This window comes from Afipia carboxidovorans OM5, from assembly GCF_000218565.1.
GTDB lineage: Bacteria > Pseudomonadota > Alphaproteobacteria > Rhizobiales > Xanthobacteraceae > Afipia > Afipia carboxidovorans.
This window is the reverse complement of the sequence record NC_015684.1, coordinates 1,740,360-1,754,298: the sequence shown is the minus strand read 5'-3', so window position 1 is coordinate 1,754,298 and position 13,939 is coordinate 1,740,360. Positions and strand designations below refer to the sequence as shown.

Here is a 13,939-nt window from a genome sequence, read left to right as displayed (position 1 = left end):
TCACACGTCCATGTGCGCCGGGTAACGCAGGTGCCGGCGGCCGACGTCGACGAACTGCGCGTCACGCTTCGCCGCCCATATCGCGGCGAAATGCCCGATCGCCCAGATGACGAGGCCCGCGATCCACAGGCGCAGGCCGAGCCCGACCGCGCCTGCGAGCGTGCCGTTGGCGATGGCGACCGTGCGCGGCGCACCGCCGAGCAGGATCGGCTCGGTGAGCGCGCGATGCACCGGCGCGAAGAAGCCGCGGACGTCTTCCTCCATCACACCAGCGCTCCGCCGCCGAAGCTGAAGAAACTCAAGAAGAAAGAGCTGGCCGCGAAGGCGATCGACAGGCCGAATACGATCTGAATCAGCTTGCGGAACCCGCCACCCGTATCGCCGAAGGCGAGCGTGAGGCCGGTGGTGATGATGATGATGACCGCCACGATCTTAGCCACCGGCCCCTCGATGGATTCGAGGATTTTTTGCAGCGGTTCTTCCCATGGCATCGACGAACCGGAGGCATGGGCCGGCGCCGCCATCAACAGCGTGGTCGCGGCGAGCACGGTCGCATCGGTCAAGCGACGGCGCACACGAGACAAGGCAAGCAAGGTCATTCAAGGTCTCCTTTCGGAAATGCCGGGGATGGGAGCAGCGCGTTGAGCGTGTGATAGTCGCCGGTGGCCGGATCGAGCCCGTCAACATGAGCGATCTCGGCAAGACGCCGTTCGGCGCCGCGGCCTGAAAGAACGGCGACGATGTCGATGGTCTCGGCGATCAGGGCACGCGGCACCGTGACGACGGCCTCCTGCACGAGTTGCTCCAGCCGACGCAGCGCGCCGATCGCCGTGTTGGCGTGGATGGTGCCGATGCCGCCGGGATGTCCGGTCCCCCAGGCTTTGAGAAGGTCGAGCGCTTCGCTGCCCCGCACCTCGCCGACCGGAATACGATCGGGACGCAGGCGCAGCGATGATTTCACTAGATCGGAGAGCGAGGCGACGCCGTCCTTGGTCCGCAGCGCGACAAGATTCGGCGCGGCGCATTGCAGCTCGCGGGTATCTTCGATCAGCACCACGCGGTCGGAGGTCTTTGCCACCTCTGCCAACAGCGCGTTGGTCAGCGTGGTCTTTCCGGTCGAAGTGCCACCTGCGACCAATATGTTCTTACGACGCTCGACCGCGAGCCTGAGTACGTCAGCCTGCGCTGCGGTCATGATGTTCGCTGCGACGTAATCGGCGAGCGTGAACACGGCGACCGCGGGTTTGCGGATCGCAAAGGTGGGCGCCATGACGACGGGCGGAAGCAATCCCTCGAAGCGTTCGCCGGTCTCCGGCAGCTCAGCCGAGACGCGAGGCGAGCCGGGATGCACCTCGGCGCCGACATGATGCGCGACCAGGCGCACGATGCGCTCTCCATCGGCCGGGGTCAGCACGTCGTCAGTGGCGACAAGACCTTCGCGCAGCCGGTCGACCCATAGCCGGCCGTCCGGATTCAACATCACTTCGACAATGCCTGCGTCCTCAAGGTAGCGGGCGATCGCCGGACCAAGCGCGGTGCGCAGCATCCTTGCGCCGCGCGACAATCCTTCATTGCTGTGGTGATGACCCGCCATCGTGCCCCCGCCTCGGCCATCCGCAAGACGATCAGATGGCGACGGGGACAATCAAGAAAGGCAGAACTTGCAGATGGGCAACATGATTTATTGAAGCTCTCGTAGTCCGGCGTAGCTCATCGTAGGCCATCGAAAAAATACTTGAAATATTCGGAGCCGCCCGCCGCGTCCGACGCTGCCCGAGAACAGGTCAGGGCCGAATCAACATCGCCTCTTTGAGCGCATTGCGGAGGGTATTCAGGACCGGATTGATGTTGTCCGGCTTCCAGCAAACGATATAACCGACGCGCGTGGCGCCGTTGCCGTCATGCAGAGGCCGGAAGACGACGCCGAGGCCGGTTAAGCCCGACGCGGATTCACATTGCAGGCTGATGCCTTTGCCGCTGCCCACTTCGCTGAGAATATTATCGCGGTTGAGACGGAGGGTGACGATTTCAGGGCGGTCCGAAGGTGCAGCCAGATGGCGGAGCAGAATGTCCCGGATATCGGGGCCGGGATCGTGGTGGCCAATGATGAATCGCTCGCCCTTCAGTTCCGACCAATAGATGACGGATTTGTCCGCAAGCGGATGCCCCAGCGGCAACGCCACCATGAGATGCTCCGACCAGAGCGCGAGGGACCCGAGAACCTCGCACTTGCCGGTGTCGCCCAGGATAATCGCGGCGTCGACCCGTCCGGAATGAAGGCCGGCGATAATCTCCGCGAACGGCGCTTCGAGCAGCTCAAGATCAACGTCGGGATAGCGTTCGCGGAATTCGTCGATGAATGTGCGCAACGCGCCTTGCGAGAGCGATTTGTATAAACCGACAACGATCCGCCCAAGCGTGCCGGCGCCACTTGCTTTCGCGCGCTCGGCAAGACGGTCGAAATCTTCAATGATCCGGCGCGCGTCGACGACGAACTCCTCTCCGGCGGGCGTTAGACGGGCACCTGAGGTCGAACGAACGAACAACGCGACCGTAAGCTCATCCTCAGCCTCCTTGATGCGCTTGCTGATAATCGGCTGCCTCACATTGAACTCATGCGCGGCGGCGCTAAAGCTGCCGTTGCGAGCACTGGCAACGATATAGCGCAAATGACGCAGGTCCAACCCTTCCTTCCCTTCTATCACATAGCCGGACGATCGCCCTCGAAACGCTGCATCAGATATGAAGAACGGCTTCGTTCGCACGCGACTCTTCGTCCTCGATCTGAACCGTCACGTGATCAATGCCGAACTCCTCTCTCATGATCCGACGAACTTCCTGCAACACTTTCCGACCTGCCGCGAGGTCATCGACAACAACGTGACAACTCATCGCGTCAAATCCGGAGGTGATCGTCCAAACATGCAAATCATGTACGGCAGTCACTGCTTGGATACTCGCGAGCTTGCGCTCAAGTGCCGTGACGTCGACATTCGGCGGAACGCCTTCCATAAGAATGTGCGTAACCTGTTTCAACAAAACCCATGTTCGAGGTACGATGAATAGGCCGATTCCGGCACCGATGATCGGATCAGCAAGCCACCAGCCTTTCCACATCATCAACAAGGCCGCAACGATCACTCCAACCGACCCAAGCATGTCACCCAGGACCTCAAAGTAGGCTCCCTTTACGTTCAGGCTTTCGGATGAACCTGCCGCCAGCAGCCGCATGCTGACCAGATTGACGGCAAGACCGACGACAGCCACCGCCAACATAGGACCGCTCAGAATTTCCGGGGGAGACATGAAGCGCTTGTAGGCTTCGTAGAGGATGTAGACAGTCAGCAAAAGAAGGACGACAGCATTCGTCAGCGCGGACAGCACCTCCATTCGCAGATAGCCATAGGTCCGCTGTGGCGTCGCCTCACGCGCTGCAAAACGGATAGCCAGAAGGGCGAGCGCTAGACCACCCACGTCGGTCAACATGTGCGCGGCGTCCGCCAATAGAGCGAGACTTCCGGTAACCAGTCCGCCAATGATCTCAGCAAACATATACGTCGCGGTCAGTCCAAGCGCCCAACCTAACCTGTTCGCATGACGAGCTGCGGCCGTTCCAACGCTTCCTCCACCGTGCATTGATCAGCCCTCCTTTTCATCCATCGCGAGGTCAGTGCGAAGCTTAGTTTCGAGCTCGTCCAGAAGAAAGAAACTGACGTCGTCGATCGACCCATGCCCTTTAGCGAAAGGCTGCTCGAGAAGCCGGACGAGGTACAGTGCGTAAACGAACATGTACGTTATGAAGCCAAACATCAGGGCTGAAGCCGGATCTCCCTCGGTCTTCAACAACAACATCATGAACACGATCGAGATCACCAACGTTTGCACCAAAACATGTACGGAAGGTACAAATTCCACTCGTTGAATCTGGTAGATTCGCAATACGGACCGCCTGATCGAATCCTGCAATGTGCGCAGCCGGACAACGAAGTTCGCGGCCATTCCCATCCCCTCGAGACGACCCAGGATCGGCGTCAGCTTTCCGATCTCTTCAAGTACCGGCGGTAGATTCTTGTGTCCGTTGGTGTGGTCGAGGCCGGCACGCAGCTTCTCGATCATGCCGATGAGAACGGTTCGAGAACCCCGAAGGTCGAAATCAGGGTTGATCACTGCGAAGGATTCAAGATCACCGTCAATCGCCTCGATCGAGCTCCGGATATCCGCAGGAATGCGCTCAGCTTCCTTGTAATCGGCCAGAATACTCGAGAGCAGAAATCCGATAATGAAAATCGCGCCTCCAATGCCACTCGTCAGAAGCCTCGTAAGCTCGAGTATTTCGAATCCGAAATAGTGGACTGCGCCTTTGAGCGCTCCGAGCAGAACCACAATCGTTCCCACTAGGAAGAACAGCCGGAACTTCTTTCGAAGGCTGATATCCGCACCGCCAAAATGAAGATGCCCAAGGAGAGAGGTTGTCACTTCCAGATTTCCTTTACATCTGACACCGTGAAGTGCCTTCCATTCCACTGAAACTTCTGTGTACGTCTCCGCTTTAGAACCTCAAGACCGACCGTAGGGCCATCATTCGTCAACCTGACGTCGTCTGCATACGTGATGAACACAAGACGATGACGCTCGCCTGACTTCAGATAGACCTGATGCAGACATCCATTGTCGTTGCAGATCGCGGCGCGATTTGCGCATGCAAAATCCTCAAAATGAAGCGAAATGAACCTCGCCCCATAAGATTCTATCGAGAGTGAGAAATAATGAGCCGCTGCGGCTTTACTTCCGCACGCGCGCGCCCGCCGAAGCACCGCTTTGCGAATATCAGGAGGAAGTCTTTCAATATGTTCGGGCGCCCATGGATTCTCCGAAGCCAATCCGCCACGCGCCGACGCCGACTGGATGATCGGAAGGATCGCCACAGCGACTGTTCCCGCCATTGCAAGAAAGCATTTCATCCGCCTTCTCCCAAGTGTTCGAATAAACGGTAAGCGTTATGTCTTCCGATAGCCCATTCCTAACTGGTCGATCGGTTGAAGCGAACGCCAATCTGCTTATCCTTGATCCAGGTGATGTGGCACTCGCGTTTGAACGATTCCGCTGGAATCAGTAGCAGGAAGTGCGTCGGAATTCCGAGTGGCGATTCTACGTTCAGCAACGCACCGCTCGAACTGAGATTCCGTACAACACAGTCAATGGCGGCTCCTCGAAATGAAATCGTCCCAGCCTTGAACACTTTCTTTCGTCCTTCCTGTCGACGCTCCGCCATGACATTTCTCCACGCCCAATCAATCGAACCCCGTGTCAACATTCTCCATACGGGTTTGCTCAAGATCGACTTCGGTCCTTTGGCGAAAGCAGGCGCAACGCATTAAGAGTCACCAAGACGGTTGCTCCAGTATCGGCAAGGATCGCAGGCCAAAGGCCTGTCACACCGGCAATGGTCGTGACTAGGAATGCCGCCTTTAACCCGAGAGCAACGGCAATGTTTTGGTGAATGTTCGTCATAGTCCGCTTGGATAGAGCGACCATTGCCGCGACGTCGCCAACTCTTCCGTTCAGAATCGCGGCATCGGCCGTTTCCAAAGCGACATCCGTACCTCCTCCCATAGCAATTCCAACATCTGCCGCCGCCAAGGCGGGCGCGTCGTTAATGCCATCTCCGACCTTTGCAACAGACTGTCCGCTCCTTTGTAGGTCGGTTACCAGGCGCTGCTTGTCATGCGGCAGCAGTTCCGCTTTGACCTCAATGCCTAACCTGTTGCCGATTGCTGTTGCGGTACGTCGATTGTCGCCGGTCAGCATCAAAGTGCGGATACCTGCCGCTGTCAGTTGCTTAAGACCGTCCTTCGCGTCCGAACGCGGCTCATCACGCATGGCAATGGCGCCGGCGATCTCATCTCCGATCAAAAGCACGGAAACGGTTTTGCCTTCATCGTTAAGTGCTTCGATCTGGGCAATTTGGTCTGCGGTCAAACCCGATATTTCCCCGACGGCTGCGGGCGATCCGAGGAAAACTTTCTTTCCTTCGACGTTTGCCTGAACGCCCTTCCCTCCGATCGCTTTAGAATCCTCGGCGGAGGAAACGTGAATGCCCTTTTCGGACGCCAATGCCAGGATTGCGATGGCGAGTGGATGGCTTGATCCGGATTCCAGCGCGGCTGCGACTTGCAACACGTCCGTCTCCGGACGAACGAAGCCGATGACATCCGTCACTTGGGGTTTGCCGGCGGTCAGCGTGCCCGTCTTGTCAAAGCAAGCAACCGTAATTCTGCCAATGCGTTCAAGAACGGCACCTCCCTTCATGAGGAGACCGCTGCGGGCACCGGCGGCGAGGCTCGCGGCGATTGCTGCTGGCGTCGATATAACGAGGGCGCAAGGACAGCCTATCAGGAGGATTGCCAACCCCTTGTAGATCCAACCGCCCCAATCTGCGCCGAACCACCACGGAGGAATGATCGCGACCAGTGCCGCGACCACCACCACGCCGGGGGTGTAATAGCGGGAAAAGCGATCGATGAACCGTTCCGTGGGTGCCTTTGATTCTTGGGCTTCCTCGACGAGACGGACAATTCGCGCGATGGTGTTGTCTGTTGCGGCGGCGGTTACCCGAATGCGTAAAAGGCCATCGCCATTTACCGTTCCTGCGAAAACAACCTCATCAGGACCTTTCCGAACCGGCGTACTTTCGCCCGTAACGGGGGCTTCGTCGATCGAGCTATCCCCTGACAGGATCGCTCCATCGGCCGGGATTCGGTCACCCGGCCTGACATGGATTGTTGCTCCGACCTCAAGGCTCTCGGCCTGCACCTCTCGGAGTCGGCCATTGTCTTCGACGAGAGCTGTTTTGGGAACGAGATCACCGAGATTCCGGATGCTTGCGCGGGCGCGGCTGGCAGCGACCCCCTCCAACAATTCTCCGATCAAGAACAGAAACACCACCGCTGCCGCCTCTTCGGTCGCACCGATGACGATTGCTCCAACCGCAGCAATCGTCATCAGCATTTCGATCGAGAACGGCGTTCCGGCAATCGCGGCAACAACTGCACGCTTTGCGATCGGAATGAGTCCGACCATCATCGCGAGCAGAAATGCCCACTGCTCGATCGCCGGGCTGGCTTTTCCGACCACGAAGGCGACGGCCAAAGCTGCCCCGGAAGCGATGGTCAAAGCGCTTTTTCTTGTCCGCCACCATGGCTTGTCGTCATCATCACTCTCATGTGTATGAGAATGAGCGCTCTTTCCGGTTGAGGTCGATACTTCAACGGCATCTCTCTGGTCCGCTTCGCCTTTGAACTCCCGGGAGCCCGTTACCGTATAACCGAGCCTGACAATCTGAGTCTTTATCGCCTCGGCATTCAATCGATCATTTCGAACGGTAACCGTGCCGCCCGAAACCGATACTTTTACCTCCGCAACGCCGGGTATACGCCGAAGCGCGTTCTCAATCTTGACCGCGCAACTCGCGCAATCCATTCCTTCCACCCGCATGCGGATCGTGAATGCATCAGACTGCGTCATGATCGGACCTCGATATTTGATCACGATTCACTTCCGTAACGGACTCCGGGGGCAGAGATTCGCGACGAAACAGCACGTAGAGCGCAGGAAGAACGAGCAGTGTCAGAATGGTTGAGGAGATGATGCCACCGATGACCACGGTCGCGAGCGGACGCTGGACCTCGGCTCCTGCCCCTGTCGCAATGGCCATCGGAACAAAACCAAGCGAGGCCACAAGGGCGGTCATGAGGACCGGTCGCAGGCGGGTTAATGCACCCTCATGAACTGCCGCAAGGATCGATTTGCCTTCTGAACGCAAACGCTCAATGAAGGTGATGATCACCAAGCCATTCAGCACCGCGACGCCAGACAATGCGATAAACCCGACGCCCGCACTGATCGATAGCGGGATGCCCCGAAGCAGCAGGGCAAGGATACCCCCCGTCAACGCGAGCGGAACTCCACTGAACACCAAGAGAGAATCCGCAGCCGAACCGAAGGTCATGAAGAGCAGGATGAAGACGAGAAGCAAAGCGACCGGCACGACGATCGTCAGCCGCTTCGTCGCCGAAACCAACTGCTCGAACTGCCCGCCCCAACTCATCCAGTACCCGGCTGGCAATTTGACTTTCGCCTCCACGGCGCGCTGAGCCTCCTCCACAAACGAACCGAGATCTCGATCGCGCACGTTGGCCGTGACGACGATACGTCGCTTGCCGTTTTCGCGGCTGATCTGGTTGGGACCGGGCGCGGCGTCCACCTTGGCGATCGATGATAACGGGATGTAGCGCATGCGCGCCAACGGCGAAGACGACGACCACGACGCCTTCTTCGTGTTCGCCTCGGCTTCCCTTGGCGGCAACGGGATAGGTAACGCGCGGATTGCCTCGATATCGCCCCGAAGATCCTCCGGAAGTCGAACAATGAGATCGAAGCGACGGTCGCCCTCATAAACCTTTCCCGTGGCCTTACCGCCGACAGCAATCTCAACGAGGTTCTGGACATCACCGACGCTTAGCCCATACCGCGAAAGAGCTTCGCGATCGAGCTTTACCGTCAAGATGGGAAGTCCCGACACCTGTTCGGTCTTGAGATCCGCGACTCCTTTGATGGGTTCGATCGCGGACTGGACCTGTCGTGCCACTTTGAGGAGCGTTTCGAGATCATCTCCGAAAATCTTGACGCCCACATCAGCCCGGACGCCCGAAATCAGCTCGTTGAAACGAAGCTGAATCGGTTGCGATATCTCGTACTGGCTTCCAGGTATCTCATCGGCCGCCTGCTGTATCTCGCTTACGACGTCGGCTTTGGATTTTTCAGGATTTGGCCATTGGTCACGCGGTTTCAGCATGACGTATCCGTCCGATATCGACGGCGGCATGGCGTCAGTCGCGACTTCGGCAGTACCTGTTCGTGCGAAGACGTCCTTCACTTCCGGAATTTTCTTGACGCGCCGCTCAAGAGCCTTTTGCATCTCTAGCGACTGCGTGAGGCTGGTCCCTGGGATGCGAATCGCCGCCAAGGCAACATCGCCTTCGTCCAAGCTCGGAATAAACTCTCCGCCCATTTTAGTGGCAGCGACGCCGCTGGCGATCACGATCACGACGGCCGCGATCGCCACTGTTTTGCGGTGACGGATCGTCCAATCGAGGAGCGGCAAATAAACGTGCCGTGCCCCGCGCATGAAGACGTTCTCCTTTTCGGAAACCTTCCCGGTCACGAACAGAGCAATAGCGGCAGGCACGAATGTCATTGAAAAGATCGCGGCACCGAGCAAAGCCATCAGCACTGTCAAAGCCATCGGCGTGAACATCTTGCCTTCCACGCCGGTTAGCGTCAGTACCGGAAGATAGACAACCGCAATGATCATCGTACCGAACAAGCTGGGTTTGATCACCTCCCGCGATCCCGCGAGGATGGTTTCGAACCGTTCAGGCGCCGTCAAAAGTCGACCCCGTCGGTGTTGTTCCTCGGCCAATAGCCGCAAACAGTTCTCAACGATGATCACGGCACCATCGACGATGATGCCGAAGTCGATCGCACCAAGACTCATCAAATTAGCGCTCACGCGGGTTTCAACCATGCCCGTGATCGTAAACAGCATCGACAACGGGATGACGCATGCTGTCACGACGGCCGCCCGGATGTTGCCGAGAATGAGGAACAAGATCGCAATGACCAGAATTGCGCCCTCAATCAGGTTTTTCTCCACCGTCGCAATCGTTGCCTCGACGAGATGCGTACGATCGTAGACGGCGTTCGTGATGATCCCCTCAGGCAGTGATTTGGCAATTTCAGACAGTTTGGCCGCAACGGCTTGTGCGACTGTCCTGCTGTTGTCTCCGATCAACAGCATCGCAGTTCCAAGGACCGTCTCCTTTCCGTCTATCGTTGCCGCACCGGTCCGCAAATCCTTTCCCTCGCGAACTTGAGCCACATCGCGGACACGAATCGGGATTCCGTCCCGAGCGCCAATGACGATATTGCGGATCTCCTCGCTATTTGCGACCTGCCCGGGCGTGCGGACGAGATACTGTTCGCCGTTGCGCTCGATGTAACCGGCGCCGACGTTGTTATTATTGGATGCCAGCGCCGTCATGACGTCGCTGAATCCCAACTTGAACGCCATCAGTCGTGCCGGATCGGGTAGCACGTGGAATTGCTTCTCATACCCGCCGATGGTGTTGACCTCGACGACGCCCGGCACCAGACGGAGCTGCGGTTTGATGATCCAATCCTGAATAGTTCGCAGATCGGTCGGCGAATACTCTTTGCCGTCGGGGGTTTTTGCGCCGGGTTTTGCTTCAACCGTATAGAGGTAGATTTCTCCAAGGCCAGTGGATATCGGCCCCATGCCGGTCTCGATACCCGTGGGCAGTTGGTCTTTCACCTGTTGAATTCGTTCATTGACCAATTGCCGCGCAAAATAAATGTCGGTGCCGTCCTTGAATACTACCGTGACTTGGCTGAGGCCATAACGCGACAACGATCGGGTGTAGTCGAGCTTCGGTAAACCAGCCATCGCTGTTTCAATTGGGAACGTGATGCGCTGTTCCGTCTCGAGAGGTGAATAGCCCGGTGCCTGCGTGTTGATCTGGACCTGCACGTTCGTGATGTCTGGGACGGCATCGATTGGCAGTCGTGTGAAATTCCACACGCCAAAAGCCGCAACGCCAACGACGGCCATCATGACGAGCCATCGCTGTCTGATTGCAAAGGTGAGAATGCTATCAATCATCGATCAGTCCCCCTGCTTCCGTATTCCCGGATACGATGAAGCATCGCTATCGGCTGGGTGAAGATCAGACCGTCGCCCTTACTGCCGGTCCACGCCGAACGAGCGATGGCATCACAGATTCGATCCACAACGGCGGTCCGACAAACAACGCGAAGCTCAAGGTGGACTTGGTAAGAGAAATTGTGTTCGGTAGCGAGAAATTCACCTCCGGCTCCGCGCCCCCGTCCTTGACCCCGTACCTGACTCAGTGTGAACCCGGGAAACTCTGGAAGATCATGCAGGGTTTTCACGACATGCCCTTCCATGTTGGGCTTGATGAACGCAGTGATCATCATCAATTGGCCAGCGTCACTCATGCTCTGCCTCCGACTTTCCAATCTCTGCCTTCACGACGAAGCTGTTCTCGGCGACATACAGTTCGCCAGTCGACAGACCTTCGAGGATTTCCACGTGCTCCTTGTCACGATCCCCCGTCTTGACACTGCGTGCTTCTAGTCTTTCTCCTTCGCGCACGAATACGACGGGCTTGTCGTCTAGGGTTTGCAGCGCCGTCACCTTTACCGCGATTGCCGCGCGTCGATTACTCAAGGCAACGCGTCCTCGAACGAATAAGCCGGGCCGCAGGCGGCCGGTGGAGTTGGGCACTACTGCCCGAGCAACGGCACTTTGTGTCTCGGATGATCCAATTGGGGCGAGGTAGGAAATCTGACCAGTCACCGGAGGCATGCCATCTTCGAGATCGATTTCCACTCGATCCCCTACCCGTACGCGCTGCAGGTCTTTGCTGTAGACGGACAGATCCACCCAAACCGACGAAAGATTTGCGATCGTGAACGCAGGCTTCTGTTCCGAGGCGTATTCGCCGAGCGAAACCTGACGATCAATGACCGTACCGTCGATCGGTGCTTTCAGATCGTAAGCCGTGAGGCTTTGGTTGCTTTCGATCCTGGCCATCAGTTCGTCCTTTCGAACGTTGTCTCCGATGCGCTTCTGGATTGAGCGGACAATTCCCGGAAATCGCGGCGTTACCTGAACAAGGTTTTCCTGATTTTCTCGAATGATACCGTTCAGGACGAGCACGTCGTTCAAGGTCGCAGGCTTGACCGTTTCGAGTGACATACCGGCGGCCGCCACGCGAGCATCGCTCATTTGTGCGCTGTCGCCTTCATGTCCGTCGGCCGCTTCGGAGACCTTATTGTAAGCGGGCGCCCTTCCTGGGTTCTGAGAACCCGGGCCAGCCTTGAAATAGAGCGCAGCTCCCACAAGGAGGCCCAGACCGAGAACTCCAAAGATTGCCTTTCGGAAAACGTTTTTCATCGAGCGCTCTCCCGCGCCAAAGTAAATGGATTGCCAACCAAACCTTCGATGGTTGCAACGGCGACGTGGAAATTCTGTTGGGCTTCCTGCTCCCTCAGTTGCGCCTGCGTCAGGTTTGCTTGGGCGTCGAGCACTTCGAGAAGCGAGTAGCGTCCTTGGCCATACCCTTCGGAAATCTCTTCCGCGGCGGCTCGTGCCTTGGGAATTGCTGAGGTCCGTAGTATTGCAAGTTCACGTAACGAGCCTTGCAAACTGTCGTAGGCACGCCCCGCAATGACGATCAACGTGTTGCGATTCGCCTGGCGTTCGGCTCGCACCTTGGCAAGGTTCTCCTGTGCCGAGAGAATATTGCCCTGGTTCTGATCGAAGATCGGAATGGGAACGGATATCCCGAGACGCACTCCATCACTGCCGGTTTCGTTGAAGTGACGCCAACCCGCGCTAATGCGTACGTCGGGATATGGTTTGAGCCGCGCAACCAACAACTCCGCGTTGCGCTGAGCATAAACCGCAGTCCATCTTACGAGCTGCGGATTTTGGTCGATCGCGTGAATGACCGATTGGAACGATGGCGGACGCCCCAACGCCTCCAATTTTCCAGAGACGCTTGCGAATTTCGGCGCCGCATCGCCCATCAAGACCGAAAGTTCGCGACGCGCGCTTGCCAATGACGATCTAACGCGCTCTCGATCAGCTTTCACGAGAGCAGACGCCACCTCGGCGCGACCTACCTCCGCAGGCGAGGAGGCACCAGTATCGACGCGCTTCTGTAGAAGTGGGCTGAGTTTGTCGATGGCGGAGATCTGGTCGTCGAGTATCTGGATGCGCCGCTGCGTGCCAAGCACCGTCAGAAAGGCGATGGCTGTTTCAGAAAGCACTTCGAGCCGAACAGCCTTTCGTTGGATCGTTGCGGTCTCAACACCAGCGGTTCCGACTGCTATGCGCGCTTCTCGCTTGCCAAAGAGCTCGAAGAGCTGGCTGATTTGCAGAGTAGTTTCCGCAGACCTCGTTCCACGATATGGGCCTGAGCCGAAAGAGTTGTCCTGCTCGTACGACAACTCAGGATTGATGAGCTTACCAGCCTGAATGCGCTGACCAGACGCAATGCCGATATCTCGCTCCGCGGCAGTGAGGCGCGGACTCGCAGCGAGAGCGTGTTGAAGAGCAGTTCTAAGCGTTAGGGGTCGCGCATTGGCGGGACAAGCCAGCCAAGGAACGATGAGAATTGCGGCCGCACACGCGAAGCGCGTGGCAGCACCATTGCATGACATGGAATCAACCTGACAACGGACGAGATTTGGGCGCGAATGCGCCCGGCGATCACGTTCAGGTCAGGAACTTTGGCGGAGGAGGATCAATTCCGCTGTCCACCACGTGCAGCTCGGCGGAGCGGGTCGCAACCATTTTACGGGCTGGCTTAAGGACGACGATAGGGCCGACCGGAGTCGGCACCGAAACCGAAAAACAACCGTGGCAATGATGCTCGACGATGACGCCCTGATCCGGTTGCCCCGTCTTTCCCTTCACGAGGGAAATAACCATTTGACCCGATGGATTGGTTACGTCGACATCATATACGCCATGCAACACCCCGCTCACGATGTACGCGATCAGGACAAGCGCGGCCACAATACCGCGTGATGAACGCGATAACGTTAAGCTAAGCTTGGTAGTGGATGGCGACAAAGAAGCTCCCTTCGGATCAGGTGTTGCAGCTATTAACATGTGCCACGCCGTATGTCGACGCGAAACAATGTTACATTTCTATTGTTGCCAATTCCATTGATGCAATTTGGAACCGTCTATTTACCGAAACCATATGACGTTCGTTGCGACGGAATAAGTTCCGGCGGCGTTCTACGGGAAGCTTTTACAGAACAT

14 protein-coding genes are annotated in these 13,939 nt (G+C 57.5%); all 14 read right to left on the bottom strand.

Going from position 1 to position 13,939, the window contains the following annotated elements:
• Entirely contained in the window at nucleotides 1–264 is a 264-nt protein-coding gene (locus OCA5_RS08175) for a VirB3 family type IV secretion system protein (protein WP_012563567.1), read from the bottom strand.
• Nucleotides 264–599, bottom strand: coding sequence for a TrbC/VirB2 family type IV secretion system protein (locus tag OCA5_RS08170; RefSeq protein WP_012563568.1), 336 nt, complete (start codon nucleotides 597–599; stop codon nucleotides 264–266). The genes OCA5_RS08175 and OCA5_RS08170 overlap by 1 nt, the downstream gene beginning before the upstream one ends.
• Complete coding sequence (gene trbB / locus OCA5_RS08165) at nucleotides 596–1,594, bottom strand: P-type conjugative transfer ATPase TrbB (protein WP_012563569.1); 999 nt, start codon at nucleotides 1,592–1,594, stop codon at nucleotides 596–598. The genes OCA5_RS08170 and trbB overlap by 4 nt, the downstream gene beginning before the upstream one ends.
• Nucleotides 1,595–1,784: 190 nt before the next feature.
• A complete protein-coding gene (locus OCA5_RS08160; RefSeq protein WP_013913038.1) occupies nucleotides 1,785–2,684 on the bottom strand; it encodes a LysR family transcriptional regulator in 900 nt (299 codons plus the stop codon).
• 52 nt (nucleotides 2,685–2,736) lie between these two features.
• Complete coding sequence (locus OCA5_RS08155; protein WP_012563571.1) at nucleotides 2,737–3,636, bottom strand: cation diffusion facilitator family transporter; 900 nt, start codon at nucleotides 3,634–3,636, stop codon at nucleotides 2,737–2,739.
• A gap of 3 nt (nucleotides 3,637–3,639) precedes the next feature.
• The gene (locus OCA5_RS08150) at nucleotides 3,640–4,476 is read right to left on the bottom strand and encodes a hypothetical protein (protein ID WP_012563572.1); all 837 of its coding nucleotides are present in this window, start codon (nucleotides 4,474–4,476) and stop codon (nucleotides 3,640–3,642) included.
• On the bottom strand, nucleotides 4,473–4,961 hold the full coding sequence (locus OCA5_RS08145) for a hypothetical protein (protein WP_012563573.1): 489 nt from the start codon (nucleotides 4,959–4,961) through the stop codon (nucleotides 4,473–4,475). The genes OCA5_RS08150 and OCA5_RS08145 overlap by 4 nt, the downstream gene beginning before the upstream one ends.
• Before the next feature lie 59 nt (nucleotides 4,962–5,020).
• Nucleotides 5,021–5,272 carry a PilZ domain-containing protein gene (locus OCA5_RS18745; RefSeq protein WP_013913037.1) on the bottom strand — a complete coding sequence of 84 codons (252 nt, stop codon included), beginning with the start codon at nucleotides 5,270–5,272 and terminating at the stop codon, nucleotides 5,021–5,023.
• Between the two features lie 59 nt (nucleotides 5,273–5,331).
• The gene (locus OCA5_RS08140) at nucleotides 5,332–7,524 is read right to left on the bottom strand and encodes a heavy metal translocating P-type ATPase (RefSeq protein ID WP_012563575.1); all 2,193 of its coding nucleotides are present in this window, start codon (nucleotides 7,522–7,524) and stop codon (nucleotides 5,332–5,334) included.
• Nucleotides 7,511–10,741 (bottom strand): efflux RND transporter permease subunit, encoded by a 3,231-nt coding sequence (locus OCA5_RS08135; RefSeq protein WP_012563576.1) that lies wholly within the window; start codon nucleotides 10,739–10,741, stop codon nucleotides 7,511–7,513. The genes OCA5_RS08140 and OCA5_RS08135 overlap by 14 nt, the downstream gene beginning before the upstream one ends.
• Entirely contained in the window at nucleotides 10,738–11,097 is a 360-nt protein-coding gene (locus OCA5_RS08130; protein WP_041559582.1) for a P-II family nitrogen regulator, read from the bottom strand. The genes OCA5_RS08135 and OCA5_RS08130 overlap by 4 nt, the downstream gene beginning before the upstream one ends.
• On the bottom strand, nucleotides 11,090–12,058 hold the full coding sequence (gene ihpB, locus OCA5_RS08125; RefSeq protein ID WP_012563577.1) for a divalent metal ion exporter adaptor subunit IhpB: 969 nt from the start codon (nucleotides 12,056–12,058) through the stop codon (nucleotides 11,090–11,092). The genes OCA5_RS08130 and ihpB overlap by 8 nt, the downstream gene beginning before the upstream one ends.
• Nucleotides 12,055–13,329, bottom strand: coding sequence for a divalent metal ion exporter subunit IhpA (gene ihpA / locus OCA5_RS08120; protein WP_012563578.1), 1,275 nt, complete (start codon nucleotides 13,327–13,329; stop codon nucleotides 12,055–12,057). Before ihpA ends, ihpB begins: the two co-directional genes overlap by 4 nt.
• A gap of 55 nt (nucleotides 13,330–13,384) precedes the next feature.
• Nucleotides 13,385–13,783: a hypothetical protein gene (locus OCA5_RS18740; protein WP_244396064.1), complete on the bottom strand. Its 399-nt coding sequence runs from the start codon at nucleotides 13,781–13,783 to the stop codon at nucleotides 13,385–13,387.
• Nucleotides 13,784–13,939: the final 156 nt, after the last annotated feature.